The 13,631-nt window shown below is 60.3% G+C and carries 12 protein-coding genes; 7 read left to right on the forward strand and 5 right to left on the reverse strand.

What is annotated here, in order from left to right; all coding sequences use genetic code 11:
- Window positions 1-573 (reverse strand): TCP-1/cpn60 chaperonin family protein (locus CQ12_RS16045; protein ID WP_283807370.1); only part of this gene is annotated, 573 nt, incomplete at its 3' end.
- Between the two features lie 92 nt (window positions 574-665).
- Window positions 666-980 (reverse strand): co-chaperone GroES, encoded by a 315-nt coding sequence (locus CQ12_RS16050; protein ID WP_057836266.1) that lies wholly within the window; start codon window positions 978-980, stop codon window positions 666-668.
- A gap of 785 nt (window positions 981-1,765) precedes the next feature.
- On the opposite strand from CQ12_RS16050, the gene CQ12_RS16055 reads away from it, so the two are divergent.
- The 4 genes from CQ12_RS16055 to CQ12_RS16065 all read left to right on the forward strand — a co-directional run bounded on the left by CQ12_RS16055 (window position 1,766) and on the right by CQ12_RS16065 (window position 8,247).
- Window positions 1,766-2,320 (forward strand): TIGR00645 family protein, encoded by a 555-nt coding sequence (locus CQ12_RS16055; protein ID WP_157088249.1) that lies wholly within the window; start codon window positions 1,766-1,768, stop codon window positions 2,318-2,320.
- Between the two features lie 212 nt (window positions 2,321-2,532).
- A complete protein-coding gene (locus CQ12_RS16060) occupies window positions 2,533-5,061 on the forward strand; it encodes a membrane-bound PQQ-dependent dehydrogenase, glucose/quinate/shikimate family (protein WP_057836268.1) in 2,529 nt (842 codons plus the stop codon).
- Window positions 5,062-6,204: 1,143 nt separating this feature from the next.
- On the forward strand, window positions 6,205-6,513 hold the full coding sequence (locus CQ12_RS42315) for a UBP-type zinc finger domain-containing protein (protein ID WP_083519311.1): 309 nt from the start codon (window positions 6,205-6,207) through the stop codon (window positions 6,511-6,513).
- Between the two features lie 159 nt (window positions 6,514-6,672).
- Entirely contained in the window at window positions 6,673-8,247 is a 1,575-nt protein-coding gene (locus CQ12_RS16065) for an aldehyde dehydrogenase family protein (RefSeq protein WP_083519324.1), read from the forward strand.
- Window positions 8,248-8,506: 259 nt separating this feature from the next.
- On the opposite strand, the gene CQ12_RS16070 is transcribed toward CQ12_RS16065, so the two are convergent.
- Window positions 8,507-9,340, reverse strand: a complete 834-nt coding sequence (locus CQ12_RS16070) for a mechanosensitive ion channel family protein (protein WP_057836430.1) — start codon at window positions 9,338-9,340, stop codon at window positions 8,507-8,509.
- Between the two features lie 532 nt (window positions 9,341-9,872).
- On the opposite strand from CQ12_RS16070, the gene CQ12_RS16075 reads away from it, so the two are divergent.
- Window positions 9,873-10,094, forward strand: coding sequence for a hypothetical protein (locus CQ12_RS16075; protein WP_057836269.1), 222 nt, complete (start codon window positions 9,873-9,875; stop codon window positions 10,092-10,094).
- A gap of 600 nt (window positions 10,095-10,694) precedes the next feature.
- Here CQ12_RS16075 and CQ12_RS16080 read toward each other — a convergent pair.
- Both CQ12_RS16080 and rpmI read right to left on the reverse strand, forming a co-directional pair.
- Window positions 10,695-10,985, reverse strand: a complete 291-nt coding sequence (locus tag CQ12_RS16080) for a hypothetical protein (protein WP_057836270.1) — start codon at window positions 10,983-10,985, stop codon at window positions 10,695-10,697.
- 339 nt (window positions 10,986-11,324) lie between these two features.
- The gene (gene rpmI, locus CQ12_RS16085) at window positions 11,325-11,525 is read right to left on the reverse strand and encodes a 50S ribosomal protein L35 (protein WP_057836271.1); all 201 of its coding nucleotides are present in this window, start codon (window positions 11,523-11,525) and stop codon (window positions 11,325-11,327) included.
- A gap of 649 nt (window positions 11,526-12,174) precedes the next feature.
- Here rpmI and CQ12_RS16090 point away from each other — a divergent pair.
- Both CQ12_RS16090 and CQ12_RS16095 read left to right on the forward strand, forming a co-directional pair.
- Complete coding sequence (locus tag CQ12_RS16090; RefSeq protein ID WP_057836272.1) at window positions 12,175-12,609, forward strand: hypothetical protein; 435 nt, start codon at window positions 12,175-12,177, stop codon at window positions 12,607-12,609.
- Window positions 12,606-13,562 carry a polyphosphate kinase 2 family protein gene (locus CQ12_RS16095; RefSeq protein ID WP_057836273.1) on the forward strand — a complete coding sequence of 319 codons (957 nt, stop codon included), beginning with the start codon at window positions 12,606-12,608 and terminating at the stop codon, window positions 13,560-13,562. The genes CQ12_RS16090 and CQ12_RS16095 overlap by 4 nt, the downstream gene beginning before the upstream one ends.
- Window positions 13,563-13,631: the final 69 nt, after the last annotated feature.

Raw genomic sequence — 13,631 nt, forward strand, 5'->3', positions numbered from 1 at the left:
TTCGACGACTTCGAGTTCGGTCTCGAGCGACTTGGCTTCTTCAACTGTGATGACGCCCTCGTTGCCGACCTTCTTCATGGCATCGGCCAGGAACTTGCCGATTTCGGCGTCGCCGTTGGCGGAGATGGTGCCGACCTGGGCGATTTCCTCGTTCGAGGTGACCTTCTTGGAGTTCTTGACGAGGTCGGCGACCACGGCTTCAACAGCCAGATCGATACCGCGCTTCAGGTCCATCGGGTTCATGCCGGCGGCAACCGACTTGGCGCCTTCACGGACGATCGCAGCCGCCAGAACGGTCGCGGTGGTGGTGCCGTCGCCGGCAGCGTCCGCGGATTTCGAAGCGACTTCGCGCACCATCTGCGCGCCCATGTTCTCGAACTTGTCGTCGAGCTCGATCTCCTTGGCGACGGTGACGCCGTCCTTCGTGATGCGGGGAGCGCCGAACGACTTGTCGAGCACGACGTTGCGGCCCTTGGGGCCGAGCGTCACCTTGACGGCGTTGTTGAGAATGTCGACGCCGCGCAGCATGCGGTCGCGGGCATCGACGCCGAATTTGACTTCTTTAGCTGACATATTGGATTTCCCTGAGTTGATCCTTGTTTCTCACCCTGTCGGGGAGGCTCCTTGCGGGCGCTCCCTCAGGGTGAGCGTGGCAGGCGAAGCGCTTAGGCAGCCTTCTTCTTGGAGGCGGGGACGTCGAGCACGCCCATGATGTCGGACTCCTTCATGATCAGCAGATCCTGGCCGTCGAGCACGACCTCGTTGCCGGACCATTTGCCGAACAGCACGCGGTCGCCAACTTTGAGGTCGATCGGGATCAGCTTGCCGGCTTCGTCGCGGCCGCCGGGGCCAACGGCGACGACTTCGCCCTGCGAGGGCTTTTCCTTGGCACTGTCCGGAATGATGATGCCGCCCTTGGTCTTCTCTTCGGCTTCAATGCGTTTGACCACGACGCGATCATGGAGCGGACGGAATTTCATGTGGTCCTCCTTCTATTTTGACTATCTCTGGATTGGCATTCGCAATGCACGAATGCTAGCCGGTCCTTCACATAGGCCTGTGACACCGAGGCATAAGGTCTTCGCGCCAATGATGTTTGAATCTCTCAGGCGCACTGTCGCTTCATCCTGCGTGGATTGGCGCAGACTGATAACTCCATGATGGGGAAGCGCCGATGGAGCTGTCGTTGACAGGCATCAAAATGTCGATCGATTTAGGGCGTGCCGCCTCTCCTCTCCCGATCCCATATTGCGGTCGTCGTCACCGGGATCTGCCTTATTCTGCCCGGTACGTTGACGGCCGTCATTTTTAGGTCGTGAGCGCTGTTGGAGAGTCGAGTTCGGTATCAGCTCTTGGCTTCGATTGTTGGGGAAAGGGGCTTATGTGAAGGGACGGTCGCTGACGACATTGCATCGGCGCGCTCTGCTTCGCCCGCAATTCCTATGCGAAGGGATCAGGAGGCGCCTTGTCGGAGTGAAAATATGGCTAGAAATAAAGGCACCACCCCATTTCCTCTCCTTCGTCAGACAACCGTGACAATACAGCTAACTAGGCCAGGGGATGCAACGTTCATCCAGTCATGGAGATTAGAGATAAGAGAGCCTCCTTCTGTTATGCCGTAACGCGATGCCACGATCACTCCGATGACAGCAACTGGGCCCAAGTTCAGTTTGATATTGGCTGGTGCGGGTGCGGGCCGGTGATGCTGCAACGTAGACGCGATACTTCGAGCTTTCAGATTACGTCCTAACTGATGAGTACCGATATGCGCATTCCCCCACGCGAATTCGAGAGCAAACTTCGCCCGCTGCCGCAATTCATCTTCGGTTCCCGCTGGTTGCAGCTTCCGCTCTATCTCGGCCTGATCGTCGCGCAATGCGTCTATGTGGTGCTGTTCCTCAAAGAACTCTGGCATCTCGTCCTCGGCGCGATGAAATTCACCGAGCAGGAAATCATGTTGGTGGTGCTCGGCCTGATCGACGTGGTGATGATCTCCAACCTCCTGATCATGGTCATCGTCGGCGGTTATGAGACCTTCGTTTCGCGGATGGAGTTGCAAAAGCACCCGGACCAGCCGGAATGGCTCAGTCACGTCAATGCCAGCGTGCTCAAGATCAAGCTCGCGATGGCGATCATTGGCATCTCATCGATCCACCTGCTGCGCACCTTTATCTATGCGGGATCGCTGGGCAAAGAGATTTCGCCCTATACCGAAACTGGCGTGATGTGGCAGACGATAATTCACGGCCTGTTCGTGATGTCAGCAATCGGCATTGCCTTGGTCGAACGCCTGAGCCAACCCACGGCGGCGAAACATTGATCTCGACGACTGTCCTCGTCGGCCTCACCAACTCCGCGCGGCCGGTGCGATCGCGGATTCGTCTCATCGAAGTGTCGGGTTGGGTTCAACCCAACGTGCGGCATCCGAGGAACGGATCGTAAGCCGCCGTCATCATGCTTGATGCCTGTCAATGACGTCCCAGCAGCACTGACGGAGATTACGGTACTCACCCTAAGTCGACGGAGCAGGACATGAACGCGCGGACACCCGGGGAGTGGGCAACCGTCATCTTTGGGCTCGGACTCATTCTGCTCGGGCTGGTGATCGGCGCGGGCGGCGTCTGGCTCATCGTGCTTGGCGGCTCGTGGTACTATGCCTTGGCAGGGTTCGGACTTTTGATGTCCGGGTTGTTGCTGACTCGGCTCAGCCAGGACGGCGCTTGGCTCTACTTCATCGTCTATCTCGGCACGTGGGTCTGGACGATATGGGAGGTGGGCCTCGATGGCTGGGCGATGGTGCCGCGCATTGTCGCCCCCACCGTGTTGGCGTTGATTATGCTCGCCATCCTTCCTGTGCTGCGCCGGCGCGGCGCAGTTCGGCCGCGATCGGTGCTCGGCCAGTTGCCCGCGGCGATCGCCGTGGCGGTGATGGCCGTTCTCGCGGGCGTGGCCAGCCTGCTGACGCCGCACGGGACGTCGTTGCCGCAATCGACCGAGCAAGCGGCGCAGGGGCCGGCCGTCGAAATGCGGGCTGCCGCGGAGACCACTGGCGTCGGCATTAATCGGGCTGTCGGCACGCTCGACCGCAACGGTGCAGACACCTGGGTTGCCTACGGTGCCAACAACCACGCCACGCGCTTTTCGCCCGCAGATCAGATTACGCCCGAGAATGTCGCGAACCTCGACGTCGCGTGGCACTTCCACACCGGCGATTGGCCGGAGCGAAGCGACCCGGCGCTGCCGCCGGAAGCCGGCGCAGTGCGCTACGCTTTCCAGAACACTTCACTTAAGGTGAATGAGACGCTCTATGTCTGCACGCCGAGCCAGCAGGTGATCGCGCTCGATCCCGCGACCGGTCAGCAGAAGTGGCGTTTCAACCCGGACGTCGACCGGCGTGCGATGCGAAACGTAACCACCTCGACCTGCCGCGGCGTTGCATATTACGACACCAATTCGGCGGGCGCTGAATGTCGGAAGCGGATCATCTTCGGCACGCTCGACAGTAGGCTGCTCGCCATCGATGCGGACAGCGGAGCGCCGTGCCGCTCGTTCGGAAAAAACGGCGCCGTCGACCTGAATGAAGGCATCGGCCGGACACTGCCCGGCTATGTGTCCGTGACGTCGCCGCCGACAATAGTGCGCGGGGTGGCGGTGGTGGGCCACCAGGTGATTGATGGGCAGTACCGCGACGCGCCGTCGGGAGTGGTGCGAGGGTTCGACGCGGCGAGCGGCGAATTCCGCTGGGCCTGGGACGTAGGCCGGCCTGGCGTCACCACGCAACCGGGGCCAAGCGAAACCTATACCCGTGGTACGCCGAACGTCTGGACCATCATGTCTGCTGACGAGGAGCTCGGCCTGGTCTATCTGCCTACCGGCAACCCCGCGGTCGATTATTACGGGGGGAATCGGCGCCCATTCGACGAGCAGTACAACTCGTCCATGGTGGCGGTTGACGCCGTGACCGGCCGCGAGCGCTGGAAGTTCCAGACCGTGCACCACGACATCTGGGACTACGACCTCGGCGCGCAGGCGACCCTCGTTGATTTCGCCACTGACGCCGGGCCGGTGCCGGCGATGATCGTGCCGACCAAGCAGGGCCAGCTCTATGTGCTCGATCGCCACACCGGGCAGCCGCTCACCCCAGTGGAAGAGCGGCAAGTGCCCCAGGGCGCGACTCCCGGAGACTGGACTTCACCTACCCAGCCGTTCTCCGTCGGCATGCCGAGCCTCGTTGGCGATCGGTTTGTCGAAAGCGATATGTGGGGCACGACGCCGATCGACCAGCTCTGGTGTCGCATAGAGTTCAATCGCATCCGCTACCGCGGCCCCTACACGCCGCCGGCATTGGGTGTGCCGACGGCGTACCAGCCAGGCTTCAACGGCGGCGTTGACTGGGGCGGCGTGGCGGTCGATCCCGAGCGCGGCTTTCTCGTCGTAAACAACAACAACCTACCGAACACGGTGCAGCTTCTCACCCGCGAGGAGGTGCAGCGGCGCGGCATTCGGCCGGTCAGCGAGTCAGGTCCGCGCACCACCGGTGGCCTGTATCCGCAAGAGGGCGCGCCAGCCGGCGCATTCTCGGCGCCATGGCGCACGATCGCGCGCGTTCCGTGCACGCGTCCGCCGTGGGGCTTCATCGGTGTGATCGACCTAAAGACGCGGCGCTTCGTGTGGCGCCGGCCGCTTGGCACCGGCCGTGACCACGGCCCGTTCGGTATTCCGTCGATGCTGCCTATCACCATGGGCACGCCGAACAACGGTGGCGCCGCGGTCACTCGCAGTGGTCTGATCTTCATCTCAGCGGCGCTTGACCGAGTGATACGCGCGTTCGACACGCGGAGTGGCAAGCTGCTCTGGCAGGCGCGCCTGCCAGCCGGCGGACAGGCGACGCCGCTCACCTACATGTCGAACGGCCGGCAGTATGTAGTTATCGCCGCCGGGGGACACAACAGCATGGAAACAACTATCGGTGACAGCGTCATCGCCTATGCGCTGCCAGGCGCGATAAGCGAACAACGCGAAGTGACAATCGATCTCCGAACGAATCCGGCCTTCCCGTGATGACTGTTGCGGAGCGGCTCTGCAGGTCGACGATGGCTTCGCACATTTGTCTGCCGGCATGGTCAAACGTTGAGCCAGTCGTCATTGTCTCCATGCCAATCATGATGCTTGCCCTGCCGTTCTAACCGCAAGCGCATGCTGAAACCGCGATTCGCGGACGAGCCCACCGGCGCCGCCGGAGCGCAGTTGACCCTCCGATCGCGTCGACTGTCTCCGACGCGGAGGCAAACGCGCCGACGCGAAGCTGCAAGTCGGCGATCGGGGAAAGGACGGTTAAGTCGCGCGAAGGAGAGCTCGCCTTCAACTGAAGTGATAAATCAGCGGCAAGATAATATACGTCCAGCACAGTACGCCAGCCAAACCGCCCAAGACGATGATGTCCTCAGACATGTCAGGATCTCCGAGAAGTTCTTGACCGATTGCGACGTGCATCGAACCAACGGGGCATCGCGGCACACGTTGCGCGATCCGGCAATAATAAAGTCGATTGCGATGGAGACGTAAATTGATAGACGTCAATGACAACCGGGCGGCGCAGATCGTTCTCTAAGTTTGGTGGTCGCCGCTGAACGCGGGTAGCGGCGTGCTCACGTTCGCCTTTTTCGAAAATCGTTTACGAGGCCGCGGCCGCATCGCAGGAAAGAACGATCAATGCGATCCACTTCACCTGAGACGTCGATGAACTTAACACCTCCGTCCGGAACGACCGAAGCATTGGAGCTCGGTTGCACCTGCCAGTTCATCGCCCATCAGTCCGACACCCAAGAGAGGGAGCCCGCCGGGATGTTAATCGATCCTGATCCGAATTGTCCTTTGCACGGGACGAGCCGCGACTTCAGGTCGACGATATTTGGATAGAGCGGCACCGCGCAGCGTTCGCCGGTGGTCCGAGGATCGGGAGGAAACGGCCGGGAAAGGCAGCGACATGGGGTGTCGCGCATCCCTGTTTCCCGGATCGCGAAGAGGTACTGCCTTGATGGCCTCGATTTCGGCGCCGGCTTGCCTTCCGCCGGAGAGTCTCCGCGCGGTGGCGATCATGGGAACGCGGCCCCGAGAGGCAGAAGCTCAGGAAGTTGACGATCGTCAAGGCCGGCCCGGCTGCCCGCACGCTACCATTGAACTCGAACAGACATTGAGTATGGAATGGCACAAGGCTGTAGGCATTTGGCGGGAATTCGCGACGTCGTTCCCAGTGCCCTTGGGTGCGAGGAATGCCTGCAACTGGGCGATCCATGGCTGCATCTGCGCGTCTGCCGAAGCTGCGGTCATGTCGGTTGCTGTGATCAGTCGCCCAACCGCCACGCGACGAAGCATTTTCATAAAACCAATCACCCAATCATCGAAGCCTATGATCCGCCCGAAGGCTGGGGCTGGTGTTACATTGACGAAATCATGTTTGACTTGTCGGATCGGCCTACGCCGCAAGGAGGTCCGATCCCGAGATTTTATTGATGCCATACCGCGCTGCAGGAAGGGCTGTAAAGGCGTGGGCAATGCCCGCCTATGCGAGACCAGCTGATGGCGCAACTCCCCCGACGATTACGTTGACGGCCCTCAAGGTAGAGCGTCGTCATCGTCGGTTACGAAAGCCAACCTGGTAAGGGGATGGACATGGTCGCGCGTACTGCCAAACGGAATTCCGATCGAGGCGATGCCACAGAACAGCCTCGCGCAAAAGGTCAAACGATAGACCTGCAACCTTATGATCGCTTCGAGCTGCTTCCGATCGCGGGCGACTGGCGTCACGGCCGGGCAGAAAGCAGGTTGGTTGACAAAAATCCTTATACCGACGACGTCCTCCTCGAAATCAAGCAGGCCGATCGCAGCGATCTTGATGCGGCATTTGCAGGGGGTGCCAAGGCTCAGGTGGAGTGGGCTGCCTCAGCACCGCCGGCCCGCGCGCAGGTATTTCGCCGGGCGGCAGAGATCATGGAAGCGCGCCGCGGCGAAATCGTCGATTGGCTGATCAGCGAATCCGGCAGCACGCGGCTCAAGGCGAATCTCGAGTGGGAAGTGACTCATACGGTCATGCTTTGGGCCATCTCGGTGCCGCATGCCGTCGAAGGCCGCATCATTCCGTCCGACATTCCGGGCAAAGAAAATCAAGTGCGGCGCAAACCGGTCGGCGTCGTCGGCGCAATCAGTCCGTGGAACTGGCCGCTGCACCTGAGCAACCGCACCATCGCGCCGGCACTGGCGGTGGGAAACGCCGTCGTGGTGAAGCCGGCAAGCGACACGCCGGTGACAGGCGGACTGCTGTTGGCGAAAATTTTCGAGGAAGCCGGCCTGCCGGCGGGACTCCTCAGCGTCGTGGTCGGCGCGGGCAGCGAGATCGGCGACGCTTTCGTCAGTAATCCCGTTCCGCGGGTGGTTTCGTTTACCGGCTCGACGCCGGTCGGCCGCAACATCGCGGAACTTGCGGCGAAGGCGCCTATCATCAAGCGTGTCGATCTGGAGCTCGGTGGCAATGCCCCCTTCGTTGTGCTCGCGGACGCCGATCTGGATCAGGCCATCGAGGCCGCAGTGTTCGGCAAGTTTCTGCACCAGGGCCAGATCTGCATCGCAATCAACCGCATCATTGTCGAGGAGGCCGTTTATCACACGTTCGTCGAGCGCTTCGCCGCGCGGGTCGCGAGGCTGAAAACCGGCGATCCCCGCGACAGCGAAACCATGGTCGGCCCGATCATCAACAACTCGCAGCTTCGCAAGTTGACGGAACGCATTGGCCGCGCCCGCGAAGTCGGCGCGAAGCAGGTGCTCGGCGGCGAGCCGGACGGATTGGTGTTGCCGCCGCATATCTTCGTGAACGTTACTAACCAAATGGAACTCGCAGCAGAGGAAATATTCGGGCCGGTGGCGCCGATCCTCCGAGTCGGCAGTGCCGAAGAAGCGTTGGCTGTGGCCAATGAAACGAGTTTTGGACTAAGCGGCGCCGTGTTCACGCGCGACGTGCACCGGGGCATGCACTTTGCCCAGCGAATGCAGGTCGGTATGGCCCATGTCAATGATCAGCCCGTCATCGATTTGCCGACCTGTCCGTTTGGCGGCGAGAAGAACTCCGGCATCGGCCGGTTCAACGGCTCCTGGGCCATCGAGGCTTTCACGACCGACCAGTGGCTGACGGCACAGCACGCGCCGCGAGGCTTTCCCTGGAATGCTTCCGCCGTGCGGGGGCCGTGGTCCTGAAGGCGCACAGGATGGACGATGTTGCTCAGCAGACCAGGGCGGATTACCCGTCCTGATCAACCACGCTACCGGCTTTTGTTCTCGGGACCGCTGCTCCCCCCTGGCGCCGTCGTAGGTGTCGTTATTGGGTGCAGGTATCGCGGAAATGGGGCTCGCATTGGGTTGCGCATATGCGCTCGGGCGTGTCGGAGGCCTCAAGGCGGCGGTCGAACTCGGAGCCGATAGGAAGGACTGAGACAATGACGATCTCAGGAAACGCTTATCGTCGGACATCTTCCGAGCCCCCTTCGCGCGCCCGATCGGGGGGCCCTTGTCTCGGGCTTCGGGCCACCAGCGCTCCGATGCGGTCCAGCACCTGCTGCTTCACGGCGCCCACCTCGGAAGGCTTGACCCGGGCGGTCACCGTGAGTTCGACGACGGGCCGGTCAGCGTTGGTGATGTCGATGACCCGGGAAACATGAACAGTCGGCTGGCTTTGCAAGTTCGGATTCTCGCGCAGATCCTGCAGAACGCACTGGGCGATAGCATCGGCGGCGGGCCCTGCGGGAACGGGGAACGAGACCTTGAGCTCGCCCGTCGCGGGATAGGCGCTGCGATTGATGATCGGCTGGCCCCAGACCGACGCGTTAGGCAACAGGATCTGGGTGTTGTCGGGTGCTTTGAGCTCGGTCATGAACAGCGAAAGCGACCGCACCTCTCCGGCCTTGCCGCCGACCTCGACATCGTGGCCGATCCGGAACGGTCGGAAGACGAGCAACATGACGCCGGCGGCGAGATTGGACAGCGTTCCCTGCAGGGCGAGACCGATGGCAAGCGAGGCGGCGCCCAACACTGTGACCAGGCTGGCGGTCTGAATTCCGAAGAGCTGCAGGACGGCGATGCCGATCACGGCGAGGATGGCGTAGCGCGCCAGGCTGGCGACGAAGGCCGTAACTAGCGGGTCCACCTGGTGGGTCACCGTCAGCAGGCGGAACACGAAGCGCTGCGCCGCTTCTGCCAGCCACCAGCCGAAGATCAGGAGCAGGATGGCGTACATCGCGTCCAGCCCGTACATCACCAGCGAAGACTTGAGAGTTTCGAAGTTGAGCATCATGTCGCCTCTGCGCAATAGATTCCGAAACGCTTTTCGGGCCCTATCGATCCATACGCCGGCGAGGCGGCCCATCCTGGAGCGCGTCGAGGTGCGGGCATAAAGCACCGTCAGAAATACATCCGCGACCGATGCGTTTTGAGCTTCGGTTAGATCCTGTGTGGATTTGCCTTGGCAGCGGAGCGACCAAAGACAATCAAACATTCACTGCGTCGTTCCAGGAATGGTGGGCTCTGAACCAACCCGTCTTCATGCCGGCTCAACGACCAGCCGATGGTCGGGAAAATCTTCAAAAATTGACGATTGCCGGAGCTGCGCTCTTAGGTTCGATCTAAGTTCTCTAGCAGGCGCATTCTGGTCAGCGCACGAGCAGGCGCACGCAAGAAGCACTTCGACAAAGAGGAGGGCCGCCGCGCGCAAGTGGATCGTTTCCGGTTTGCGCGGCTGCACCGCTTGACGTGCGTCAAGACGAACGAACTCACTGATCGTAGGCTGGAATCAGGTTGGACGAGATATTTGCAAGGCGAGGCCCGATATGACTCGTTATGTCGTTCGATTCATGAAGAATGTGCGCGGTGGAAACGGACATGAGGCCGAAATCTGTCAGAGTTCTATCGAGATCGAAGCCTTCAGCCAGGCGGACGCCGCCGAACTGGCGAAGATCAGGTTTTGCGAGTGCGAGAGGCTGAAGGATTGGTCGCTCCATGCCGACCGCGTTCAGATTATTGACGCAGAGTTTCCGTCATTCAAAGCATGATCCCGGGACGGGACCGCGGCCGTATCGCACGAGAGAGCCATCAATGCGAACCTATTCACTCAGACGTCGATGAACATAATACCCGGTCCCGGAACGACCGAAGCATTGGAGCTCGGTTGCATCTGCCAGTTCATCGCTCATGAGTCCGACACCCAAGAGAGGGAACCCGCCGGCATGTCGATCGATCCCGATCCGAATTGTCCTTTGCACGGGACGAACCGCGATGTCAGGTCGACGACATTTCGACGCGCCGACACTTGGCCCTGACAATTCCTCAAATGCGCCCTGAGTTCAGGAGATAGTTGGATGGAGGTCTCACGCTCGGAACGCCATCGAGGCGCGGTGTTAGGAAACAGTCGACCAAAGCCAAAGCAGCGAACGAAAATGCGCTCTCGAGGCATACGCTGCCTTGCGGATCTTTCTGAAGAACGTCCGGCGGCGTCATGAATGGTCTCATGACAGAATTGTGGTCGGCGGCCTGAATTGGAAGAATGCGCGCCGGTTGGTGCCGTCGGAAGGCTGGTTGATGGCCGTAAAGAAAGTCAGCGATAAACGCGCAATCGGACCCAGCGCTTAATGACTTGGAAATAGACTCGGCTCTCAGCGGTTATCCCGGCGCCACTCTTCCGTTGCCAGTCGCATGGCTTCCGTGCGGTCGCAACCGGTCCGATCCATCCAGCGCTTGATGAGGCCCTCTTTCCCCTGCGCGCTCGTCATGGAAAAGACGCGCTGAAAATCCCGCTGGATTTCCGATTGCCGTCGTAAGTCGGTCTGTTGCGGCGTTGCCGGAGCGGGCCGCAGAGACTGCGATCCATGCTGCAACAGGTAATATGCGACGCCACCGACTAACAGCAGAAGCAATAGGCCTAGAACGATTTGTACCGTATCCATGTTCGCCACTCCGCTTGTGCTGGCTCAATTTCCTCCCCGGCGCGGCCATTTGCATTGACGGATCGCAAGCCGGTGGGTGGCGGATACAAGCGAAACCCAGGACATCTAGGACTATTAGGAAGTCAGATACTATGGGCTTGTGGAATAGGCGGGATCCGTCACTGCAATTCGGTCCTCAATGGCGCCCAGGAGCTAGTTAGGGCGCGTACTTACAATTCGCAACAGCTCACATTTTCGCTTACTGAATGTCCGCTTGGTCCCCACCAACAGCGGAAAGCGACATGCCGGGTCGCGCGCGGACGCGACTCGGCGAAGTGGGACCGTGATCGCGGGTCGCGCTCAGGCGTTCGGCAAGAAGTATCTCTTGATGTTGTCGCCGTCGGTCTTGAACAGCACGCGGGTGCCGCGAAGCTGCCGAATCTGCTTCTTGGTCCTTTTGATCATGCCGTGGCGCTTGCCGGCGTGGGCCGCCATCACTTTGCCGGTGGCAGTCACCTTGAAGCGCTTTTTTGCGCCTGATTTGGTCTTCAACTTGGGCATTTTGGCTCTCCTATGGCTGCGAGATGAAAACGCCCGCGAACGGCGTGCGGTCGGTTGAAGTGCTCGTTAGAGCGTTTGAAAGAGTTCCGTTATTTTCAGAACCTGCACGGACGTCGACACGGCAGCCCTTGGTCAGGCGGGAAATTAAGGTTGTCCGCGGTCTAACAGGGAGAAGTCGGATTCTTCGTGGAGGCGCCATTCGATAGGTCACGGTCGCTGTGTCCCGGGTTGTGTACCGGCCAGTGGATCGATTTCCGGAGGCCCCGGATTATTTGAGAATTTCCTGACCACGATTGCAGGCCATGATCTTGGCGAACGATCGAGCCGTTTCAGCGCGCGCGGTTGTACCGAGAGTATCCGCTGATAGCTGTCCACGGGATAGGTTCTTGTATTCATACGCGCGCCCTTGCCTTTGGCTCGAGGTAACCCTTTCGAGGGGACCGGCGGAAAGATGAACGATCGCTCTGCAAGAACGTTCAACGAAATCTTGCGAATTCCCGTCCGTAAAAATACGTAATGCGGTCGCCGATGTCACAAACGAAGGGCACAGAATTGCATGCTGGAAATTGATTGCACCAACGAGACGATGCTGATCGTTGAATGGGCAACAGTCAGTTCGACCCCTCTCGACCTCGCTTGAAGGAGAAAAATGGCATCCATTCGCGCTTTCGATGCGCTTGCACCGGATTTCATGCGGCGGGCCACCCTGACCAAAATCTCACGCTTTCAAATTTGGTTGCGCGAGCACAACGCAAAGGCGGGCATGTTGGTCGATTGGGTCGATGGCATGCCCGATTGTGCGATGATCCATCCTACGGTCAACCAGGGTGCAGCCTGTACTTTAGCGGGCATATGCGGCTCGCCTTCGGAAGTGCATCCGCGTCCCCAGATGGGCCTTGCTGCCGACATCCAGCGAAGCGCTGCGCTACGGGATCGAGCCAACCCTGCCGGGCAGACTCAGCCCGGCATTTCCGCGATCCATTTCGTGCGCGGTGCCAGCGATCTCAAAGCGGCGATGCCTCGCCTTGTCACCGCGTTCATCGAGGCGCAGATGGGCACCCAGCAGGAAGGGCATCCATCATGAACAAAAAGCCTTCGCAATCTCTCGTAGCCGAGTTGAAGCCTTTTGTAGCTCCGTTCCGCTTCGACGGATCGAGCGAGTTTCACCTCAAATCGCAGAAGACCAGAGAGAGGGGAGGTCTCGACAAGGGCCAGGGAGAGGGGATCATCGAGGCCAACCACAAACGGTTGAGTGATTTCCAGGAAAAGCTCTACGCGCAGGACAGCTGGTCATTGCTGCTGATCTTCCAGGGCATGGACGCCGCCGGCAAGGACAGCGCCATCAAGAGCATCTTCAAGGGCATCAACCCGCAGGGCTGCGAGGTCCACTCCTTCAAACGGCCGTCAACGCTTGAGCTCGAACATGATTTCATGTGGCGCAGCGTGATCGCGCTGCCGCAGCGTGGCCGCATCGGCATCTTCAATCGTTCTTATTATGAAGAGTGCCTGGTGGTGCGGGTGCATCCGGAGATTCTCGCCGAGCAGAAGATTCCCGCCCGGCTGGTTACCAGGAATATCTGGCGTGAGCGGTTTGAGGACATCTCTTCCTTCGAGCGCTACCTCGCGCGCAATGGCACAGTCATCCTGAAGTTCTTCCTCAACATATCGAAGGAAGAGCAGCGCCAGCGTTTTCTCGCGCGACTGGATGAGCCTTCGAAGAACTGGAAGTTTTCGATGGCCGATATCGCCGAGCGCGCACTGTGGGACAAATACCAAGCGGCGTATCAGGATGTTATCAGGCATACTTCAAGCGAGGCGGCGCCGTGGCACGTGGTGCCGGCCGATCACAAATGGTTCGCGCGAGTGGTGATCGGCTCCACTGTCGTCAGCGCGCTCGACACGCTCGATTTGCAGTTCCCAAAGGTCGACCCTGCTTCGCTGCAGGAGTTCAAGCTGGTCCGCAAGGCATTGCTGGCGGAAGGGCAGGGGGCGAAAAAGGCGGTGAGGTCGCCGGTCAAACAGGTGAGGGGAACTTAGAAAGGGTTTCGTTCCATGCGCTTAGCAGACCCAACACAGCCGCGAGGTCCGGCCTGTTCATCGGCTTCA

Origin of the sequence: Bradyrhizobium jicamae (genome assembly GCF_001440395.1) — a bacterium.
Classification (GTDB): Bacteria; Pseudomonadota; Alphaproteobacteria; order Rhizobiales; family Xanthobacteraceae; genus Bradyrhizobium; species Bradyrhizobium jicamae.